The organism is Buchnera aphidicola (Aphis aurantii), from assembly GCF_039388985.1.
Classification (GTDB): Bacteria; Pseudomonadota; Gammaproteobacteria; order Enterobacterales; family Enterobacteriaceae; genus Buchnera; species Buchnera aphidicola_BL.
Genome location: NZ_CP135021.1, coordinates 427,320 through 443,942, shown reverse-complemented (window position 1 = coordinate 443,942; position 16,623 = coordinate 427,320). Strand labels below are relative to the sequence as shown.

The window sequence follows — 16,623 nt, the reverse complement described above, 5'->3', positions numbered from 1 at the left end:
ATTGATTAATGAGACGGTATATATATTTTAATAAATTATGTTGATTATTTTTTTTTGATATTCCATATATCTCGTAAATTCACAGTTCTATTGAATATTAGTTTATTTTTTTTTGAATCAATTACATCTAAGCAAAAATATCCAACTCTTTCAAATTGAAAAAATAAATTAATATTTGTTATTTTTTTTTGTATTTTTTCACTTATTTTTTTTTCAATAAAACCATGTTTAATAGTGATTGAATTAGGATTTAAAAAAGATAAAAAATTTTTTTCTTGTTCGGGATTATGTATATTAAATAATTTTTCATATAATCTAAATTCTGATAAAAATGAATTTTTTTTTGAAATCCAATGTATTACTGCTGGATTTTTTCTATCAGTTGGTTTTTTACCTAGTGTATTAAGATCACAAAAGCATATTATTTGTATAATATTTCCATTTTTATCTTTTTCTATTTTTTCTGCTTTAATTATATATGCATATCTTAAACGTACTTCTTCTCCAATTTTTAATCTTTTATAATTTTTTTCATATTTTTCTTTGAAATCCTCTTGCTCAATATATATTGTATTAGTAAAAATAATTTCATGAGTGCCTAATTCTGGTTTTTTAGGATGGTTTGGAACGGTAAAAATTTCTTGGTAGTTATCATCAAGATTATATAAATATAATTTTATAGGTTCTAAGACAGCCATAGTACGTATAGCTTTTTCATTTAGTTCGTTTCTAATACAATATTCTAACATAGAAAACTCTATTAAATTATTTTGTTTAGTAACACCAATTTTTTCACAAAATTTTCGAATGGAAGAGGCGGTATATCCTTTTCTTCTTAGACCGGCAATAGTTTGTATTCGGGGATCATCCCAATTATTAATTATTTTTTTTTCAATAAGTATTTGGATTTTTCTTTTTGATAAAATGGAATATTTTAAATTTAATCTTGCAAATTCATATTGTTTTGGGTGATTTACAACGCTAATGTTTTTTAAAATCCAATTATATAAAAGTTTATTATCTTGAAATTCTAAGGTACAAAAAGAATGTGTAATTCCCTCTATTGAATCAGAAATACAATGTGCAAAATCATACATAGGATAAATACACCATTTTTCTTTTGTTTGGTGGTGTTGTGTGTGAAGAATTCTGTATAATACAGGATCACGCATTATCATGCATGAAGAACTCATATCAATTTTAGCTCTTAAACAAGCTTCTCCTTCATTAAAATTTCCTTTTTTCATTTTTTCAAACAATTTCAAATTTTCTTCAATATTTCTATTTCTATAAGGGCTATTTTTCCCAGGGGTAGTTAATGTTCCTCTATATTCACGTATTTGTTCTTTTGTTAATTGATCTACATATGCTAAATCTTTTTTTATTAGTTCTTTTGCATATTCATATAATTGTAAAAAATACTCAGAAGAATAATAAATTTTTTTACTCCATGTATAACCTAACCATTTAATATCATTTATAATTGAATTAATATATTTAATATTTTCTTTAAGAGGATTAGTATCATCAAAACGAAGATTGCAATATCCATTATATAATTTTGCTAGTTCAAAATTTAAGCATATTGATTTAGCATGTCCAATATGAAGATATCCATTAGGCTCAGGGGGGAAACGAGTATGTAATGAAAAATATTTATTTCTTTTTAAATCTTCTTTAATAATATTATAAATAAAATTATTACTATATTTTTTAATTGTAGTTTTCATTGTTTTCCATAGTTTAATTTATTAAAATATAATTAAAAAATAAATATAAATACTTTTTAATTTTAAAATATTTTTGAAATTGATAATTATATTGATAATTTATTTTATTTATTATAGAATAAAAAAATAATTAATTTAAAAAAATAAATTAATTATTTATTTTAAATGGCTACGTAGCTCAGTTGGTTAGAGCACAGCACTCATAACGCTGGGGTCATGGGTTCAAATCCCGTCGTAGCTACTACTAATATTTTAAAAACTAAAAGTTTTACGCGGGAGTGGCGAAATAGGTAGACGCACCAGATTTAGGTTCTGGCGCCGTAAGGTATGCGAGTTCAAATCTCGCCTCCCGTATATTTTATCTTTTTTTTGGGGTATAGCCAAGTGGTTAAGGCACCGGTTTTTGATACCGGCATCCCTGGTTCGAATCCAGGTACCCCAGCCATCTAATTTTTTTCTTTTGATTTTCTTACAAGAAATATTTTTTAAATACAAACTATTTTAGTATTGTATAAATATTATATTTTTTAAATTAATATTCGATTTTACTTCAAAATTTCTAATCTAAAATTTATCTAAAATAAAATAGGTTTTTATATTATGAATTTAAATGAATATAAAAAACAAGCGGCATGGGCCGCTTTGAATTATATTTCTCCTGGAACTGTGATAGGAGTGGGTACAGGAAGCACAGTTTTTCATTTTATTGAAGCTTTAAGCACAATAAAACATTTAATATCTGGAGTTGTTTCTAGTTCAGATTCTTCAACAATATTGTTAAAAAGTAAAGGCATTAATAATATTTTAAATTTAAATACCTTTAATTCATTAGAGATTTATATTGACAGTGCTGATGAAATTAATAGTAGCATGCAAATGATTAAAGGTGGAGGTGCTGCTTTAACTAAAGAAAAAATTATTGCTGCAATTGCTAAAAAATTTATTTGTATTATAGATGAAACAAAGAAAGTAAATATATTAGGCTCTTTTCCATTACCTATTGAAGTAATACCAGCAGCTTCATCTTTTATTTCTAATGAAGTAATTAAAATAGGAGGAAAACCAAGAATTAGGAAAAATGTTATTACAGATAATGGTAATATAATTTTAGATGTACATAACTTATGTATACATGATCCTGTTTTGATAGAAAAAAAAATTAATTTATTACCGGGAGTTGTAACTGTTGGTTTATTTGCTTTAAGAGGTGCAGATGTAATATTAATGGGAACAAATAATGGTGTAAAAATTATAGAAAAATAGATTTTCTATATAGATTACTTAAAAATATTAAATTAATTATTTTTTCTATAAAAAGTTTTTTATTAAAATCTATTTTTATATAACTTCTTAATTAACCAAAATCACCAAATTTTATTTGTAAAGCAGTTACTGCTGCAACTGCAGCTGTTTCTGTTCTTAAAATCCTAGGTCCTAGCCTAATTGGAATAAAATTGCATTTAATTATTTTTTGCATTTCTAATTCTGAAAATCCACCTTCACATCCGATTAATAATCGGAAGTAATTATTATGTTTGGATAACTGATTAATATTTCTTCTAGATTTTGGATCTAAAACAATTTTTGTTTCATTTTTATTTGATTTTTTGCACCATGTTTGAATATTTTCCGAATTATTTATTTTTGGAATCATGTTACGCTTGCATTGTTGACATGCTGAAATTATTATATTTTTCCAATAAATATTTTTTTTTGAAATGTTTTGTTTATTTCGGTTAAAATTGCAATATTGAGAAAATATTGGAGTAATTGTATGAACACCTAATTCGACAGATTTTTGAATGGCAAAATTCATTTTTTCATTTTTTGTAATAACTAATCCTAAATGAATAAATAATGGAGATTCAATATTTTTTTTTTCTTTTTTTAAAATTAAAATAATTAATTTTTTATTTTCAACTTCGATAATTTTAGATAAAAAAATATAATTAGTATTATTAAATATCTCTAATATATCTTGAATATTCATGCGTAATACTTTTGTTATATAATGTCTATTAGATTCATCTAAAATTATTTTTTCATTAATTGTAAAATGTTTATCAATATAAATTCGTGGGATACGATTTTTCATTTTTAAAAAAATAATATATTATTTACGACATTGTTTAAAAACATAATTATTATGATTACCTTGTATTTTAAATATTAAATTTTCTCTTATACATTCCCATTTACTTACTGGAAAATTCAGATTCCATTTTTTAAATAGTTTTTTTTCTTTTGAAGATAATTTAATATCATACATTTTACTCATATAAAAATAAGTTCGAGCTATAACACCTTTAGCAATTTTAGGTGGTTCGACTAGTTTTTTTCTGAAATCTATTTTGATATCACATTTTCCATATTGTTTTGTATTTATTTTTAATTCATGATACATAAAGTTAGATCGATCTGCGTTAATTTCTCCAATAGAAGGTTGTAAGTTATGCAAATCAAGTTCAATATTTCTATAATTTTTGTCTTTGGTGCATTTTTTTCTTCCTCCTTTTTTCCAACATTTTTTTTGATGTCCAAATTGCCATGCTGGAACAACATGCTCCCATTCAATTCTAGTAGCCCGATTTTTATTTTTTCGAATTTTATATCCACACGATGATAAATTAGGAACGCCTTTTTTACCATTCCAAATAATTTTACATCCGCAATAAAATGTTCCAGGAGCATTTTTATGTATTTTAACTGCTAATATTTTAGCTTGTTGAAAATTTTTTATATTATTTTTTTTTATATTGTTTTTTTTATAACAATTAAAAAAAAACATACTGATGAAGATAAGAAATATTTTTTTAATCATTTTTATATTAAACTTTATATTAAGTTATTAATGTAAGTTATTAATTATTTTTTACTTTATAAATATTTTATTTGAGCGTTGTTTCAATAAAACATTTAAAATAATTATGTATATTAACATATATTTTTAAAAAATATTAATTTAAATATATTTAATTAATTTTAATTAAAAGGCATACACAATACAATGAACGAATATCTTTTTACATCCGAATCAGTTTCAGAAGGTCATCCAGATAAAATTGCTGATCAAATTTCTGATGCTTTATTAGACGCTATTATGCAGCAAGATATTAAAGCAAGAGTTGCTTGTGAAACTTATGTAAAAACAGGAATGGTTTTAATTGGAGGGGAAATTACTACTACTGCTTGGGTAGATGTTGAAGAAATTACTCGAAATACTATTAATAATATTGGTTATATTAATTCAGAAACAGGTTTTGATGCAAATTCTTGCGCTATATTAAGTGCTATAGGAAAGCAATCACCCGACATTACGCAAGGAATTGATCGTTCTGATCCTCTAGAACAAGGTGCTGGAGATCAAGGTATAATTTTCGGATATGCTACCAATGAAACAGAAGTTTTAATGCCTGCACCAATTACTTATGCTCATTTATTAGTTAAGAAACAATCTGAATTAAGAAAAAAAAATATTTTACCTTGGTTAAGACCAGATGCTAAAAGCCAGGTTACATTTAAATACAAAAATGGCAATGTAATAGGAATTGATACAGTCGTTTTTTCTACTCAACATAAAGAAAATATTAGTCAAAAAGTGTTAAAAGAAGCTGTTATGGAAGAAATTATTAAACCAGTTTTACCAAAAAAATGGTTAACAAGAAATACTAAATTTTTCATTAATCCAACTGGAAGATTTGTTATCGGCGGTCCTATGGGAGATTGTGGTTTAACAGGTCGAAAAATTATTGTGGATACTTATGGTGGAATGTCTAGACATGGTGGTGGAGCTTTTTCTGGTAAAGATCCATCTAAAGTGGATCGATCTGCAGCATATGCTGCTAGATATGTAGCTAAAAATATTGTAGCGGCAGGTTTAGCAGATCGTTGTGAAATTCAGTTGTCATATGCTATTGGAGTTGCTGAACCTACTTCTATTATGGTTGAAACTTTTCGAACTGGAAAATTGAGTAATAAAACATTGATTAATTTAATTCGAGATATTTTCGATTTACGACCGTATGGGTTGATTAAAATGCTTAATTTACTTCAACCGATTTATTTTCAAACATCTGTATATGGACATTTTGGAAGAGAAGAATTTCCATGGGAAAAATTAGATAAAGTCGGCGAATTATCTCAATAAAAATTTATAATTTTTGATATATATTTAAAAAAAAATAATTTGTTTTAATTTTTTAATAACACTATGGACAATTATATTAAATGATTCATAATTTCCCCATGTTTAATTTAGCATGGGAGAACAAGTTATTATTTTATATAATCTTTTAAAGATAACGTTTCGTTTTTTTCTATTTGTATTTGTTTTTTATGAGAGTAAATAGTTTCATTTTCAAGAATTTTTTTATTTATATTGTAATGAAATTGATTAATAAATTGATTATGATATATTTTAGCTAAATTTAATCCTCTTTTTTTAATTTCATTATTTTCAACAAACATTTTTAAAAATTTAGCTGAATAAGTTAATTCTGGATCTTGGAAACAAAGAATTTGTTTATCACATACATTTTGATAGTCTAAATTTTTACATTGATCATCAAGGATGACAGCAATTTTTTTTAAATCTTGAAATATTCTTTCGCCAACTTTTTTTAATTGAAAACTTTTATTTTCGTTGACATAAACTTTTTGATTTGGCCTTCTTCCTTCAAAAATAATTGTTTTCCAATTTTGCATTATAAATGAAAAATCTGTTTTTTTTGTTTCTGGCGCATTTATCAACGCACACCAGATTAAAAATAAGTCTAATAAAAGTATTTGGTTTTTATTAATTCCAATTGATGAAAATGGATTGACATCTAAAGAGCGTATTTCTACATATTCAATTCCTCTATTTTTTAAGGCTTCTAAGAGTGATTCTCCGTAATTAGTAGATCTTTTAGGTCTAATTTGTGTATATAACTCTGTTTCCAACTGTAATATATTGGTATTTAATTGCTGAAGTTCTCCAAGGTGATTTTTCAATCCTAAATTAGAAAATTTTTTACATGGAGTATTCATTGCTACTTGTACACAATTAATGTACGATTCTAAATCATTAAATGTAATATTTAAATTTTCAATAGAAGCGTTGGTATAACCCATATCACTAATCCTTAATGAAGTGGACCAAGGCAAATAAAAAACTCCTTCTTTGTTTTTTTTGAATTCATGTTTTTGATGTGTTAAGAAATGTTTTGATATTGCAGGTGATGCTCCAAATAAATATGGAACAATCCAACCAAATCGATAATAATTACGAATTAAATTTAAATAACCTGATGATATGTTGTCTATGTTGTCTTTTTTTTCTTTTTTCCAGAAAGCTATTGGTAATGAAAAATTGTAATGTATACCTGAAATAGTGTGCTTTAAATCTCCATATCTTATTTTTAAACCTTTTCTATAAAGAGTTTTAAATGCTCCATAATTAGAGGTACCATAGTTTGCTATTTGAATATTTGTTGATTTTGTATAAATATATGGAATACTAAAGGGCCACATTAATTCTTTTTTGTTTTTATATGCGACAAAAGAATGAATATCTCTTAAGAAATTTAACAAATAGTCTATACTATTAGTGGGTGGAGTAACAAATTCTAATAAATTTTCAGAAAAATCAGTTGTAATCCATTTATGAGTTAAAGAAGATCCGAGTTCATATGGATGTTTATTATTTGAAAAATCTCCATTTTGTTTGATTCTAAGTGTTTCTCGTTCAATTCCTCGACAAATTTTTTTCAATATTGATGAATTTTTTTCTAGCCAATTAATTTTTTGTGAGATATCCTCTATCAATTTTTTCTCCTAAAGTGTGAATTTTTAATGATTTTTAAAAAACTTTTTATTATAGGATAATAAATTATTGGTTAGAATTTTACTTTGCATCCGGAAGGATTCGAACCTCCGACCGCTCGGTTCGTAGCCGAGTACTCTATCCATCTGAGCTACGGATGCAATTTTTACGGTGAAAGAGGGATTCGAACCCTCGATGCAGAGTTATTCTGCATACTCCCTTAGCAGGGGAGCGCCTTCATCCTCTCGGCCATTTCACCTATTTTTTTAAACTATCTCAATTTTACTTTTTTTTAAATATAAGTCAATTTTTTTTTAAAAAATAAATAATTAACTTATAATAAGTGATGTTAAAACATATGAAATGCATCTTACTTTAAATAAGATAGTAAGATGCAATTTTTTTTTATTGGTTTTTTTGTTGTTTTTTTTCCGCTTGAATACGTTGATATATTTCTTCGCGATGCACTGAAACTTCTTTAGGGGCATTTACACCAATACGAACTTGATTACCTTTCACTCCTAGTACTGTTACAGTTATTTCATCACCAATTATCAATGTTTCGCCAACTCGACGAGTTAGAATAAGCATTCTTTGTTCCTTGAAATAAAAGAGTTCATCCCATCTGATTCCTGGAGTTAAAATAATACAGGTCTAGATATAGACTGCAAAATATTTGAATAATACAACATTATACTATGTTGATCATGTATACATTATATATGAATGTAGTTTTAAATGAAGTATATTATTTTTTAATATAATTTTAATAGAAATCATTTTGTTTTAATTTTCTAACTTGGAATTAATCCATGATTTAATAATTTTTAAAATTTTAGATAAATTCATTGTATTAACACTAGAACCCTCAGCGATTTCATCTTTTCCCCCTCCTTTTCCATTGGAAAGTTGAGTAAAAATTTTAATAATTTCTAATGCAGTGAGAAAATTAGTTAGATTTTTAGTCACTCCAGCAATTATATTAAAATGATTATTATTTTTATTTATAAATATAATAATTATACTTTTAAAATCTTTTTTTAATTGGTCTATTATTAACTTTAATGATTTATAATCATATTTTTGAAATATATTAATTAATAATTTTACTCCTTTTATATCTTCAATTTTTTCAGTAATTTTTTTGATTTGATGTATATTTTCTTTTTTTTGTAAAATATTTACTTGTATTTCTAAATCTTTAACTTTTGTTATTAATTTCTCTATTTTATTTTTAAAATTCACACTGTTAGCTTTTAATAAAGTAGAGATATCTTTTAATTTATTTTCTTGAATATGCAAAAGATTTATTGATTGAGAGTTTGTAATAGCTTCTATTCTTTTAATACCAGATGATATACTTGATTGATCAGTAATTTTGAATAGTCCAATATCTCCAGTTCTTTTAGTATGTGTTCCTCCGCAAAGCTCTATAGAAAAATTTTTAATCGATATAACACGAACAATAGAATTATATTTACTTTCGAATAATGCTATTGCTTTTTTCTTTTTCGCTTCTTCTAAACTACAATATTGAACTTTAATTAAATTATTTTTATATATTTCTGCATTTACAACTTGTTCAATTTTTTGTATATCATAAAAACTAATATTTTTAGGGTAAGAAAAATCGAATCTTAGACGTGTGTGCGTGACTAACGATCCTTTTTGAGTCACTATATTTCCTAATATCTTCCGCAATGCAGAATGCAGTAAATGAGTGGCAGAATGATTTATTTGAATATTTTTACGATAGAGTGTGTCAATTTTTGTATATAAAAAATCATTAATTTTAAACTTACCTTTAATTAATGTTCCAATATGTCCAATTGTATTTCCATATTTTTTTGTATCTTTAACTATAAAGTGTGATTTTTTATAATACAATTTACCGATATCACCTACTTGTCCTCCAGATTCTGGATAAAAACATGTTTTATCAAGAAAAATAATGCCACTTTCACCTTCTAAAATTGATGAAGTTAATTTTTCATTGATATAAATCTGTTTTATTAATGCTTTTATTGTGTTTTTTTTATAACCTTCAAAAGTGCAATGATCATTAATATTTATTATTTGATTATAATTTGTATAAAATTTGCTTCCTATTTTAGAGTGTTTTTTTTGTTTTTCTCTTTCTAAATAATAGCCATCAAGATTTACTTTTATTCCTTTTTCACGACAAACATCCAGTGTTAAATCCACAGGAAAACCAAATGTATCATAAAGATAAAAAATAGTTTTTCCAGAAATTTTTTGATTAGATATTTTTTTTATTTCTATATTTAATATTTTTAATCCTTTTTCTAGAGTTTCAGAAAACTGAATTTCTTCAGTTTTTAGTGTTTCTTTGATTTGTTTTTCTTTTTCTTTTATAAAATTAAAATTTTCACTTATATTTTCAATAAAATACGGAACAATTTTATGAAAAAAATTTTTTTTTATTCCAATTTTATAAGCGTGTCTTAACATTCTTCTGATAATTCTTCTTAAAATATAACCTCTATGTTCATTGGATGGGATAACATTTTCATAAATAAGAAATATACAAGATCTAATATGATCTGAAATTATTTTTAAAGATATATTGTTTAAATTTTTTGTTTTACTAAAAGAAGCAATATTTTGGATTAATTTTTGAAATACATCGGTTTTGTAATTTGAATTTACATCTTGTAAAACAGAAGAAATTCTTTCCAATCCCATTCCTGTATCTATTGATTTATATTCAAGTGGAATAATGCTTTTTGAAGAAATACGATTGTATTCTATAAAAACGATATTCCATATTTCAATAAAATATTCGTTTTTATTTTTTAAAAAATCACTAAAATCATGATGGTTTTTTATATCATAATTATAAAATATTTCAGTACATGGACCACATGGTCCAGTGTCACCCATTTGCCAAAAATTTTCAGAATTATATTTGGAATTATTTTTATCACCTATTTTAATAATATGTTGAGGAGAAATTTTGATAATATCAATCCATATTTTATATGTTTCTTCATCGTTTTCATATACTGAAATCCATAGTTTATTTTGATTAATATTAAACCATTTTGCAGATGTTAATAATTCCCATGCATATGTAATAGCTTCTTTTTTAAAATAATCATTAAAACTAAAATTACCAAGCATTTCAAAAAATGTATGATGTCTTTCAGTATATCCTACGTTTTCTAAATCATTATGTTTTCCTCCTGTTCTTAAACAACGTTGTGCAGTAGTAACGCGAGAATATTTTTTTTTTTTTGGATTTAAAAAAAAATTTTTAAATTGATTCATTCCTGCATTAGTAAATAGTAATGTAGAATCATCTTTAGGAATTAAAGAACTACTTGGAAGAATAGTGTGTCCTTTTTCTTGAAAAAATTCTAAAAATTTTTGTCGTATTTCATTTGTTGTTTTTTTCATATTTTCATTTTAAATATTGATGCTTATAAGGAATTTCAAAATATAATTTAAGTTGTTATACATGAAAATTATTTAGTAAAATAAAATTATAGGAGTATTTTATTTAAACATTTTTCATTGTGTTTAATGAAATAATTTTAGATACTTTTTCTGCAGTTTTAAATATTTTTAACGAGATAAAAGATTGCTTAATATAATCTAATGTTGCAAGTGTACATGGAGTTTCTGGATACTTTTGAAGTATTTCTTCACCTCTATTAATAACTGCTATATATTGTTTGTGACTAAAATAGTATTGTAATATTTTAAAATCATGTTCTGATAAACGTTTTTTTAAATTAAACAAATCTTTTTTGGCATTGATAATATAAATACTTTTAGGGTAACGATATAAAAAATTTTTTAATTCAAAAAAAGCTCTTTTGGCATAAAACGGATCGCTTTTATAATTTATGATCGATAACGTTTTTACAAAAATATTTTTATCAAGTGATATATCTATTAAACTTTTCATATAAAAAACATAATCGATATTTGGATGTTTTGGATATAATTTTATAAATTCTTCTATGTTTTTTTGTGCCATACTAAAATTTTCAATTTTATAATAAGCATAAATTAAATTAATTTGAATTTTATCCCAATAAATATTAAAAATATTTTTTTTTTTCATATTTTCTAAAAAAAATATTGCACTATTAAATTTATTTTTTTTTAGTTCTTTTCTTCCATATTCATAGATTTTTTGTTCTTGAATAAATTTTTGTTGTATGTCATTTTTTGAACAAGCTAAAGATTGTATTAATAGCAATATACAAATAATTAAAATATTTCTTTTTAGTATCATATATGTTTCTTTAATTTAATGTTAATAACGTTTATTATAATAGAATATCATATTCTATAAAAATGAAAGATTGAGATTAAATAAATATATTTTACAAACAAGGATTTTATGTTGGAAAAAAAAAAAATAAGTGTATTAGCGCCACATACTATAGTTTCAGGAAAAAGATTAGATCAAATTATTTCTAAAATTTTTCCGCAGTATTCTCGTTCTTGTCTGAAAAATTGGATTCTTATGAATCATGTATATGTTAATGGTTGTATAGAAAATAAACCTAATAAAAAAATATTAGGAGGTGAAATTATCACGGTTTATCCAATTATTAATAAAATAACATCTGATTTGCCAGAAAATATTGTTTTAAATATTATTTATGAAGATAATGATTTATTAGTTATCAATAAATCTCCTGGTTTAGTTGTTCATCCTGGAGCTGGGAATCATACTGGTACAATTTTAAATGGATTATTACACCGTTATGAAAATAGTAAATATTTGCCTCGTTGCGGCATTGTTCATCGTCTAGATAAAAACACCAGTGGTGTAATGGTTATAGCAAAAACTATTTTTTCGTATTATTATTTATTGAAATTGTTAAAAAATAAAAAAGTTATTCGAAAATATCAAGCTATTGTAAAAGGAAACATGATTTCTGGTGGTATTATTAATGCTCCTCTTATACGAAATCCTTCAAAAAGAACATCTATGATAGTACATCCTTTAGGAAAGTGTGCTATTACATCTTATAAAATAATTAAGCGTTTTAAATTTTATACACATATTTTATTAAAATTGGAAACAGGTCGGACTCATCAAATTCGAGCGCATATGTTGCATATTAGATATCCTATATTAGGTGATCCTTTATATGGTGGAATTAATTATTCTTGTAATTATTTCAGAAAAAAATATTGTTATAAAAAGCAAACTTTTTCTCGTCAAGCATTGCATGCGCATTACATTGAATTTTTAAATCCCATTACTAAACAGTTGATGAGTTATCAAGCTGATCTACCTAATGATATGAAGGATCTTATATCAGATTTAGATGAGTAATAATCAATATTTTGTACAATAAAACATATTTTTTAACAATCTTCACTTCATTTAAAATATATAAAAGATTAAAGAGTTGATAATTTTATGTCAGAAGATTTAATAGATACAAAATTTTTAGTAAATTATACTAAAAATAATCAAAATGAAACTATAAAAAAACCTTTACGTTTATTAGTCAAAAAATCTTTAGAAAATTATTTATTAAATTTAGATAATACTAAATATATCAATAATTTATATCCATTAATATTATCTGAACTTGAACAACCTTTATTGGATGTAATTATGCAATATACACGTGGTAATCAAACAAAAGCTGCTTTAATTATGGGGATAAATCGTAGTACTTTAAGAAAAAAACTAAAAAAATATGGTATGAATTAATTTTTTAAATTTTGTGATTGTTAAATTTAATTGCACTTTCTATGAATATATAATAAAGAAGGTGCAAAAATTATAATAAGTTTTATTGTTTTATATTTTACATCTTTTAGATATTGTTTTTAGCGCCCAATAATAACCTTCTAAACCTAATCCGGTAATGACACCTTCAGAGACGTCAGAAAACCAGGAATGAGAACGGAAATTTTCTCTGTTATAAATATTTGAAATATGTACCTCAATAAATGGTATAGAAACTGCAATTAATGCATCTCTTAGTGCTATGCTACTATGCGTAAAAGCTGCTGGATTAATTATAATATAATCGATATTATTTTCTTTAGCAGCATGTATCTTTTCAATTAATACATGTTCTGCATTAGATTGTATATGACTTAATGATATATTTAACTTTTCTGATTTTTTTATTAAATTTTTTATTAAATCTGGTAAAGTATTATTACCATATATATGTGGTTCTCTGGATCCTAAAAGGTTGAGATTAGGTCCATTTATTAGAAAAACATTTATTTTTTTTTTCATTTTTTTCTCAATAATAGTGCACTGTATTTAACATTATATTTTATAATAAATTTTTTAGATTATATATAAGATTTTTATAAAAAATATTTTTTATTTTTTATTTTAATTTATAATATTAATATAATAATCATATAATATAAAGTGAGCGAAAATGACATTGGAATTAGTTAGTGAATCTTTATTGACATCAAATAAATTGAATCATCAAAATCTTTTGGAAATATTAGAAGATATTTCAATTCATGGTTTAGATTACGGAGATTTATATTTTCAATCACGTATTTACGAATCTTGGGTTTTGGAAAACCGAATTATTAAAGAAGGGGTATATCACTTAGATCAGGGTGTTGGTGTGAGAGCTATTTCTGGGGAAAAAACTGGATTTGCATACACAGATCAAATATCAATAGAAGCTATAAGGAAAAGTGCTAAAATGGCAAAAAGTATTATTGATATTAAAAAAAATAAAATAATATCAAAAATATTTGCAGAAAAAAAACCATGTTCTTTTTATGATATTTTAAATCCATTAGACACATTCACTGCTACTGAAAAAACTAATCTATTATATAAAGTAGATCATATCGCTAGAAAATTAGATCATCGTGTAGTTCAAGTTAATGCTACTTTAAGTGGATCTTACGAAAAAATTTTAGTCGCTTCTACTGATGGGGAATTAGCTTCTGACATAAGACCATTAGTTGAATTTTCAATTAGTGTTATAGTTGAGGAAAATGGAAAAATAGAACGTGGAAAAAGTGGAGGAGGCAGTCGTGCTAATTATAATTTTTTCTTAAGTAAAGATAATTCTTTAGAAGAAATTAGAATTGACTACTGGGTTAAAGAAGCTGTTCGTATAGCTTTACTAAATTTATCTTCAAAAGAAGCTCCTTCTGGAAGTTTTCCTGTAGTTTTGGGTTCTGGATGGCCTGGCATTTTGCTGCATGAAGCTGTGGGGCATGGTCTAGAAGGAGATTTTAATAGAAAAGGAACATCAGTATTTACCAATATGATTGGAAAAAAAGTAGCTTCAGAGTTATGTACTGTAATTGATGATGGAACTATTAAAAATCAACGTGGTTCATTAAATATTGATGATGAAGGGGTGATCGGACAAAAAAATATACTTATTGAAAATGGAATTCTAAAAAAATATATGCAAGATAAGCTTAATGCTCGTTTAATGGGAACTGAATCTACTGGAAATGGTAGACGTGAATCTTATTCGCATTTGCCAATGCCAAGAATGACTAATACATATATGTTATCTGGTATATCGAAAATAGAAGATATTATTAAAAGTATTGATTATGGAATATACGCTATTAATTTTTCTGGTGGCCAAGTAGATATAACTTCTGGGCAATTTGTTTTTTCAACCTCAGAAGCATATTTAGTTGAAAAAGGTAAAATTTCATCCCCAATTAGAAATAGTACGCTAATAGGATCTGGAATAGAAGTAATGCAAAATATTTCTATGGTTGGAAATGATTTAAAAATGGACCACGGTGTAGGAATATGCGGTAAGGATGGTCAAAATATTCCCGTAGGAATAGGTCAACCTTCTATTAAAATAGATAAATTGACTATAGGCGGAACTATTCAGTAATTTATAAAATATATAAAAAAATTAGTGCAGTCAAGAATAACGTCGTGACTGCATATTAATTGTTATTTAGAACAAATTTATTTAATTTTTTCCTTAATTCTAGCGGATTTTCCAGTACGTGTTCTAAGGTAATATAGTTTTGCTTTTCTTACTAATCCTTTTCGTTTAACAATGATACAATCAATATTGTGAGAATGGGTTTGAAAAACTCGTTCTACAGCTTCTCCATTTGAAATTTTACGAACAGTAAAAGATGAATTTAAAGATCGATTTTTTATTGAAATTACTATTCCCTCGAAAGATTGCAAACGTTTTTTAGTTCCCTCAATCACCCATACTTTTACTTCTATTGTGTCTCCAGGTCGGAAACTAGGGATATTTTTTTTTAATTGCTCTTGTTCTATTTGTTGAATTATATTTATCATTTTTTACTCTAAATAAAATAATTATAAGTGAATGATATTTCTATTTTTTATTTTTTAATTTATGTAAAATTATTTTTTCTTCTTTGTCTAAAATTTTTCTTTTTAATAAATCTGGTCGTTTTTCTAAAGTTTTTTCTAAAGATTGTTTTAAGCGCCATAAACGAATTTTATTATGATTACCAGAAAGTAATATATCTGGTACTTTCATATTGTAAATTTCTTTTGGTCTAGTATAATTTGGGTAATCAAGTAAATTATTATAAAAAGATTCTTTTTCTACTGATTTTTTTGTATTAATTACCCCAGGAATAAATCTAGAAATAGAATCTATTATAACCATAGCTGCTAGTTCTCCCCCAGTTAGTATATAATCCCCTATTGACCATTCTTCATCGATTAAAGAATCAATAATTCTTTGATCTATCCCTTCATATCTACCGCATACGAAAATGATTTTTTTTTTTTCAATCAATTGAAAAACATTATTTTGATTTAGTGTTATTCCTTGTGGGGATAAATAAATCACTGTGGCATCTTTTAATAAAGATTTTGAGTAATTAATAGATAAATATAATGGTTGCATACTCATTAACATCCCCGGTCCTCCCCCATAGGGACGATCATCGATAGATTTATATTTATTTTTAGAAAAATCTCTTGGATTTAGGAAACTAAGATTCACAATATTTTTTTGAATTGCTTGTCCAATAACTCCATAATTTGAAATTGCATGAAACATTTCTGGAAATATGGTAATGATATGAAATGATATTAATGTGTGATGATCTTTTTTTTTAATTGAGATA

The 16,623-nt window shown here is 24.9% G+C and carries 15 protein-coding genes and 5 tRNA genes; 8 read left to right on the top strand and 12 right to left on the bottom strand.

Annotated features, from left to right (window positions below; translation table 11 throughout):
* Window positions 1–44 precede the first annotated feature (44 nt).
* Window positions 45–1,730 (bottom strand): glutamine--tRNA ligase, encoded by a 1,686-nt coding sequence (gene glnS / locus RJT32_RS02090; RefSeq protein WP_343154094.1) that lies wholly within the window; start codon window positions 1,728–1,730, stop codon window positions 45–47.
* 167 nt (window positions 1,731–1,897) lie between these two features.
* On the opposite strand from glnS, the gene RJT32_RS02085 reads away from it, so the two are divergent.
* The 4 genes from RJT32_RS02085 to rpiA all read left to right on the top strand — a co-directional run bounded on the left by RJT32_RS02085 (window position 1,898) and on the right by rpiA (window position 2,993).
* Window positions 1,898–1,971, top strand: a tRNA-Met gene (locus RJT32_RS02085).
* A 31-nt stretch (window positions 1,972–2,002) separates the two neighbouring features.
* Window positions 2,003–2,084, top strand: a tRNA-Leu gene (locus RJT32_RS02080).
* A gap of 16 nt (window positions 2,085–2,100) precedes the next feature.
* Window positions 2,101–2,175: transfer RNA gene (locus RJT32_RS02075), tRNA-Gln, on the top strand.
* A gap of 155 nt (window positions 2,176–2,330) precedes the next feature.
* Entirely contained in the window at window positions 2,331–2,993 is a 663-nt protein-coding gene (gene rpiA, locus RJT32_RS02070) for a ribose-5-phosphate isomerase RpiA (RefSeq protein ID WP_343154093.1), read from the top strand.
* A gap of 91 nt (window positions 2,994–3,084) precedes the next feature.
* On the opposite strand, the gene RJT32_RS02065 is transcribed toward rpiA, so the two are convergent.
* Both RJT32_RS02065 and RJT32_RS02060 read right to left on the bottom strand, forming a co-directional pair.
* The gene (locus RJT32_RS02065) at window positions 3,085–3,825 is read right to left on the bottom strand and encodes a 16S rRNA (uracil(1498)-N(3))-methyltransferase (protein ID WP_343154092.1); all 741 of its coding nucleotides are present in this window, start codon (window positions 3,823–3,825) and stop codon (window positions 3,085–3,087) included.
* Between the two features lie 18 nt (window positions 3,826–3,843).
* The gene (locus RJT32_RS02060; RefSeq protein WP_428994344.1) at window positions 3,844–4,518 is read right to left on the bottom strand and encodes an endonuclease; all 675 of its coding nucleotides are present in this window, start codon (window positions 4,516–4,518) and stop codon (window positions 3,844–3,846) included.
* A 219-nt stretch (window positions 4,519–4,737) separates the two neighbouring features.
* Here RJT32_RS02060 and metK point away from each other — a divergent pair, with 219 nt between their 5' ends.
* Window positions 4,738–5,877, top strand: a complete 1,140-nt coding sequence (gene metK, locus RJT32_RS02055) for a methionine adenosyltransferase (RefSeq protein WP_343154090.1) — start codon at window positions 4,738–4,740, stop codon at window positions 5,875–5,877.
* Between the two features lie 128 nt (window positions 5,878–6,005).
* Here metK and gshA read toward each other — a convergent pair whose 3' ends face one another.
* The 6 genes from gshA to RJT32_RS02025 form a co-directional block, all read right to left on the bottom strand.
* The gene (gene gshA, locus RJT32_RS02050; RefSeq protein WP_343154089.1) at window positions 6,006–7,535 is read right to left on the bottom strand and encodes a glutamate--cysteine ligase; all 1,530 of its coding nucleotides are present in this window, start codon (window positions 7,533–7,535) and stop codon (window positions 6,006–6,008) included.
* A gap of 85 nt (window positions 7,536–7,620) precedes the next feature.
* Window positions 7,621–7,694, bottom strand: a tRNA-Arg gene (locus RJT32_RS02045).
* 8 nt (window positions 7,695–7,702) lie between these two features.
* Window positions 7,703–7,792: transfer RNA gene (locus RJT32_RS02040), tRNA-Ser, on the bottom strand.
* A gap of 146 nt (window positions 7,793–7,938) precedes the next feature.
* Window positions 7,939–8,124: a carbon storage regulator CsrA gene (gene csrA, locus RJT32_RS02035; protein ID WP_158366826.1), complete on the bottom strand. Its 186-nt coding sequence runs from the start codon at window positions 8,122–8,124 to the stop codon at window positions 7,939–7,941.
* A gap of 195 nt (window positions 8,125–8,319) precedes the next feature.
* A complete protein-coding gene (gene alaS, locus RJT32_RS02030; RefSeq protein ID WP_343154088.1) occupies window positions 8,320–10,953 on the bottom strand; it encodes an alanine--tRNA ligase in 2,634 nt (877 codons plus the stop codon).
* Window positions 10,954–11,056: 103 nt separating this feature from the next.
* Entirely contained in the window at window positions 11,057–11,800 is a 744-nt protein-coding gene (locus tag RJT32_RS02025) for an outer membrane protein assembly factor BamD (RefSeq protein WP_343154087.1), read from the bottom strand.
* A 111-nt stretch (window positions 11,801–11,911) separates the two neighbouring features.
* Here RJT32_RS02025 and rluD point away from each other — a divergent pair, with 111 nt between their 5' ends.
* Both rluD and fis read left to right on the top strand, forming a co-directional pair.
* Window positions 11,912–12,856: a 23S rRNA pseudouridine(1911/1915/1917) synthase RluD gene (gene rluD / locus RJT32_RS02020; RefSeq protein WP_343154531.1), complete on the top strand. Its 945-nt coding sequence runs from the start codon at window positions 11,912–11,914 to the stop codon at window positions 12,854–12,856.
* Between the two features lie 87 nt (window positions 12,857–12,943).
* The gene (gene fis / locus RJT32_RS02015; protein ID WP_343154086.1) at window positions 12,944–13,243 is read left to right on the top strand and encodes a DNA-binding transcriptional regulator Fis; all 300 of its coding nucleotides are present in this window, start codon (window positions 12,944–12,946) and stop codon (window positions 13,241–13,243) included.
* 90 nt (window positions 13,244–13,333) lie between these two features.
* On the opposite strand, the gene aroQ is transcribed toward fis, so the two are convergent.
* Window positions 13,334–13,783: a type II 3-dehydroquinate dehydratase gene (gene aroQ / locus RJT32_RS02010; protein WP_343154085.1), complete on the bottom strand. Its 450-nt coding sequence runs from the start codon at window positions 13,781–13,783 to the stop codon at window positions 13,334–13,336.
* Window positions 13,784–13,934: 151 nt separating this feature from the next.
* Here aroQ and tldD point away from each other — a divergent pair, with 151 nt between their 5' ends.
* Window positions 13,935–15,392 carry a metalloprotease TldD gene (tldD, locus tag RJT32_RS02005; protein ID WP_343154084.1) on the top strand — a complete coding sequence of 486 codons (1,458 nt, stop codon included), beginning with the start codon at window positions 13,935–13,937 and terminating at the stop codon, window positions 15,390–15,392.
* 77 nt (window positions 15,393–15,469) lie between these two features.
* Here tldD and rplS read toward each other — a convergent pair whose 3' ends face one another.
* On the bottom strand, window positions 15,470–15,817 hold the full coding sequence (gene rplS, locus RJT32_RS02000; RefSeq protein ID WP_343154083.1) for a 50S ribosomal protein L19: 348 nt from the start codon (window positions 15,815–15,817) through the stop codon (window positions 15,470–15,472).
* A 40-nt stretch (window positions 15,818–15,857) separates the two neighbouring features.
* Complete coding sequence (trmD, locus tag RJT32_RS01995) at window positions 15,858–16,616, bottom strand: tRNA (guanosine(37)-N1)-methyltransferase TrmD (protein ID WP_343154530.1); 759 nt, start codon at window positions 16,614–16,616, stop codon at window positions 15,858–15,860.
* Window positions 16,617–16,623 lie beyond the last annotated feature (7 nt).

Excerpts from the sequence above, each read along its gene's own strand:
- glnS (WP_343154094.1), bottom strand. The coding sequence starts at position 1,730 with ATGAAAACTACAATTAAAAAATATAGTAATAATTTTATTTATAATATT.
- rpiA (WP_343154093.1), top strand. The coding sequence starts at position 2,331 with ATGAATTTAAATGAATATAAAAAACAAGCGGCATGGGCCGCTTTGAAT.
- RJT32_RS02065 (WP_343154092.1), bottom strand. The coding sequence starts at position 3,825 with ATGAAAAATCGTATCCCACGAATTTATATTGATAAACATTTTACAATT.
- RJT32_RS02060 (WP_428994344.1), bottom strand. The coding sequence starts at position 4,518 with ATGTTTTTTTTTAATTGTTATAAAAAAAACAATATAAAAAAAAATAAT.
- metK (WP_343154090.1), top strand. The coding sequence starts at position 4,738 with ATGAACGAATATCTTTTTACATCCGAATCAGTTTCAGAAGGTCATCCA.
- csrA (WP_158366826.1), bottom strand. The coding sequence starts at position 8,124 with ATGCTTATTCTAACTCGTCGAGTTGGCGAAACATTGATAATTGGTGAT.
- alaS (WP_343154088.1), bottom strand. The coding sequence starts at position 10,953 with ATGAAAAAAACAACAAATGAAATACGACAAAAATTTTTAGAATTTTTT.
- RJT32_RS02025 (WP_343154087.1), bottom strand. The coding sequence starts at position 11,800 with ATGATACTAAAAAGAAATATTTTAATTATTTGTATATTGCTATTAATA.
- fis (WP_343154086.1), top strand. The coding sequence starts at position 12,944 with ATGTCAGAAGATTTAATAGATACAAAATTTTTAGTAAATTATACTAAA.
- aroQ (WP_343154085.1), bottom strand. The coding sequence starts at position 13,783 with ATGAAAAAAAAAATAAATGTTTTTCTAATAAATGGACCTAATCTCAAC.
- tldD (WP_343154084.1), top strand. The coding sequence starts at position 13,935 with ATGACATTGGAATTAGTTAGTGAATCTTTATTGACATCAAATAAATTG.
- rplS (WP_343154083.1), bottom strand. The coding sequence starts at position 15,817 with ATGATAAATATAATTCAACAAATAGAACAAGAGCAATTAAAAAAAAAT.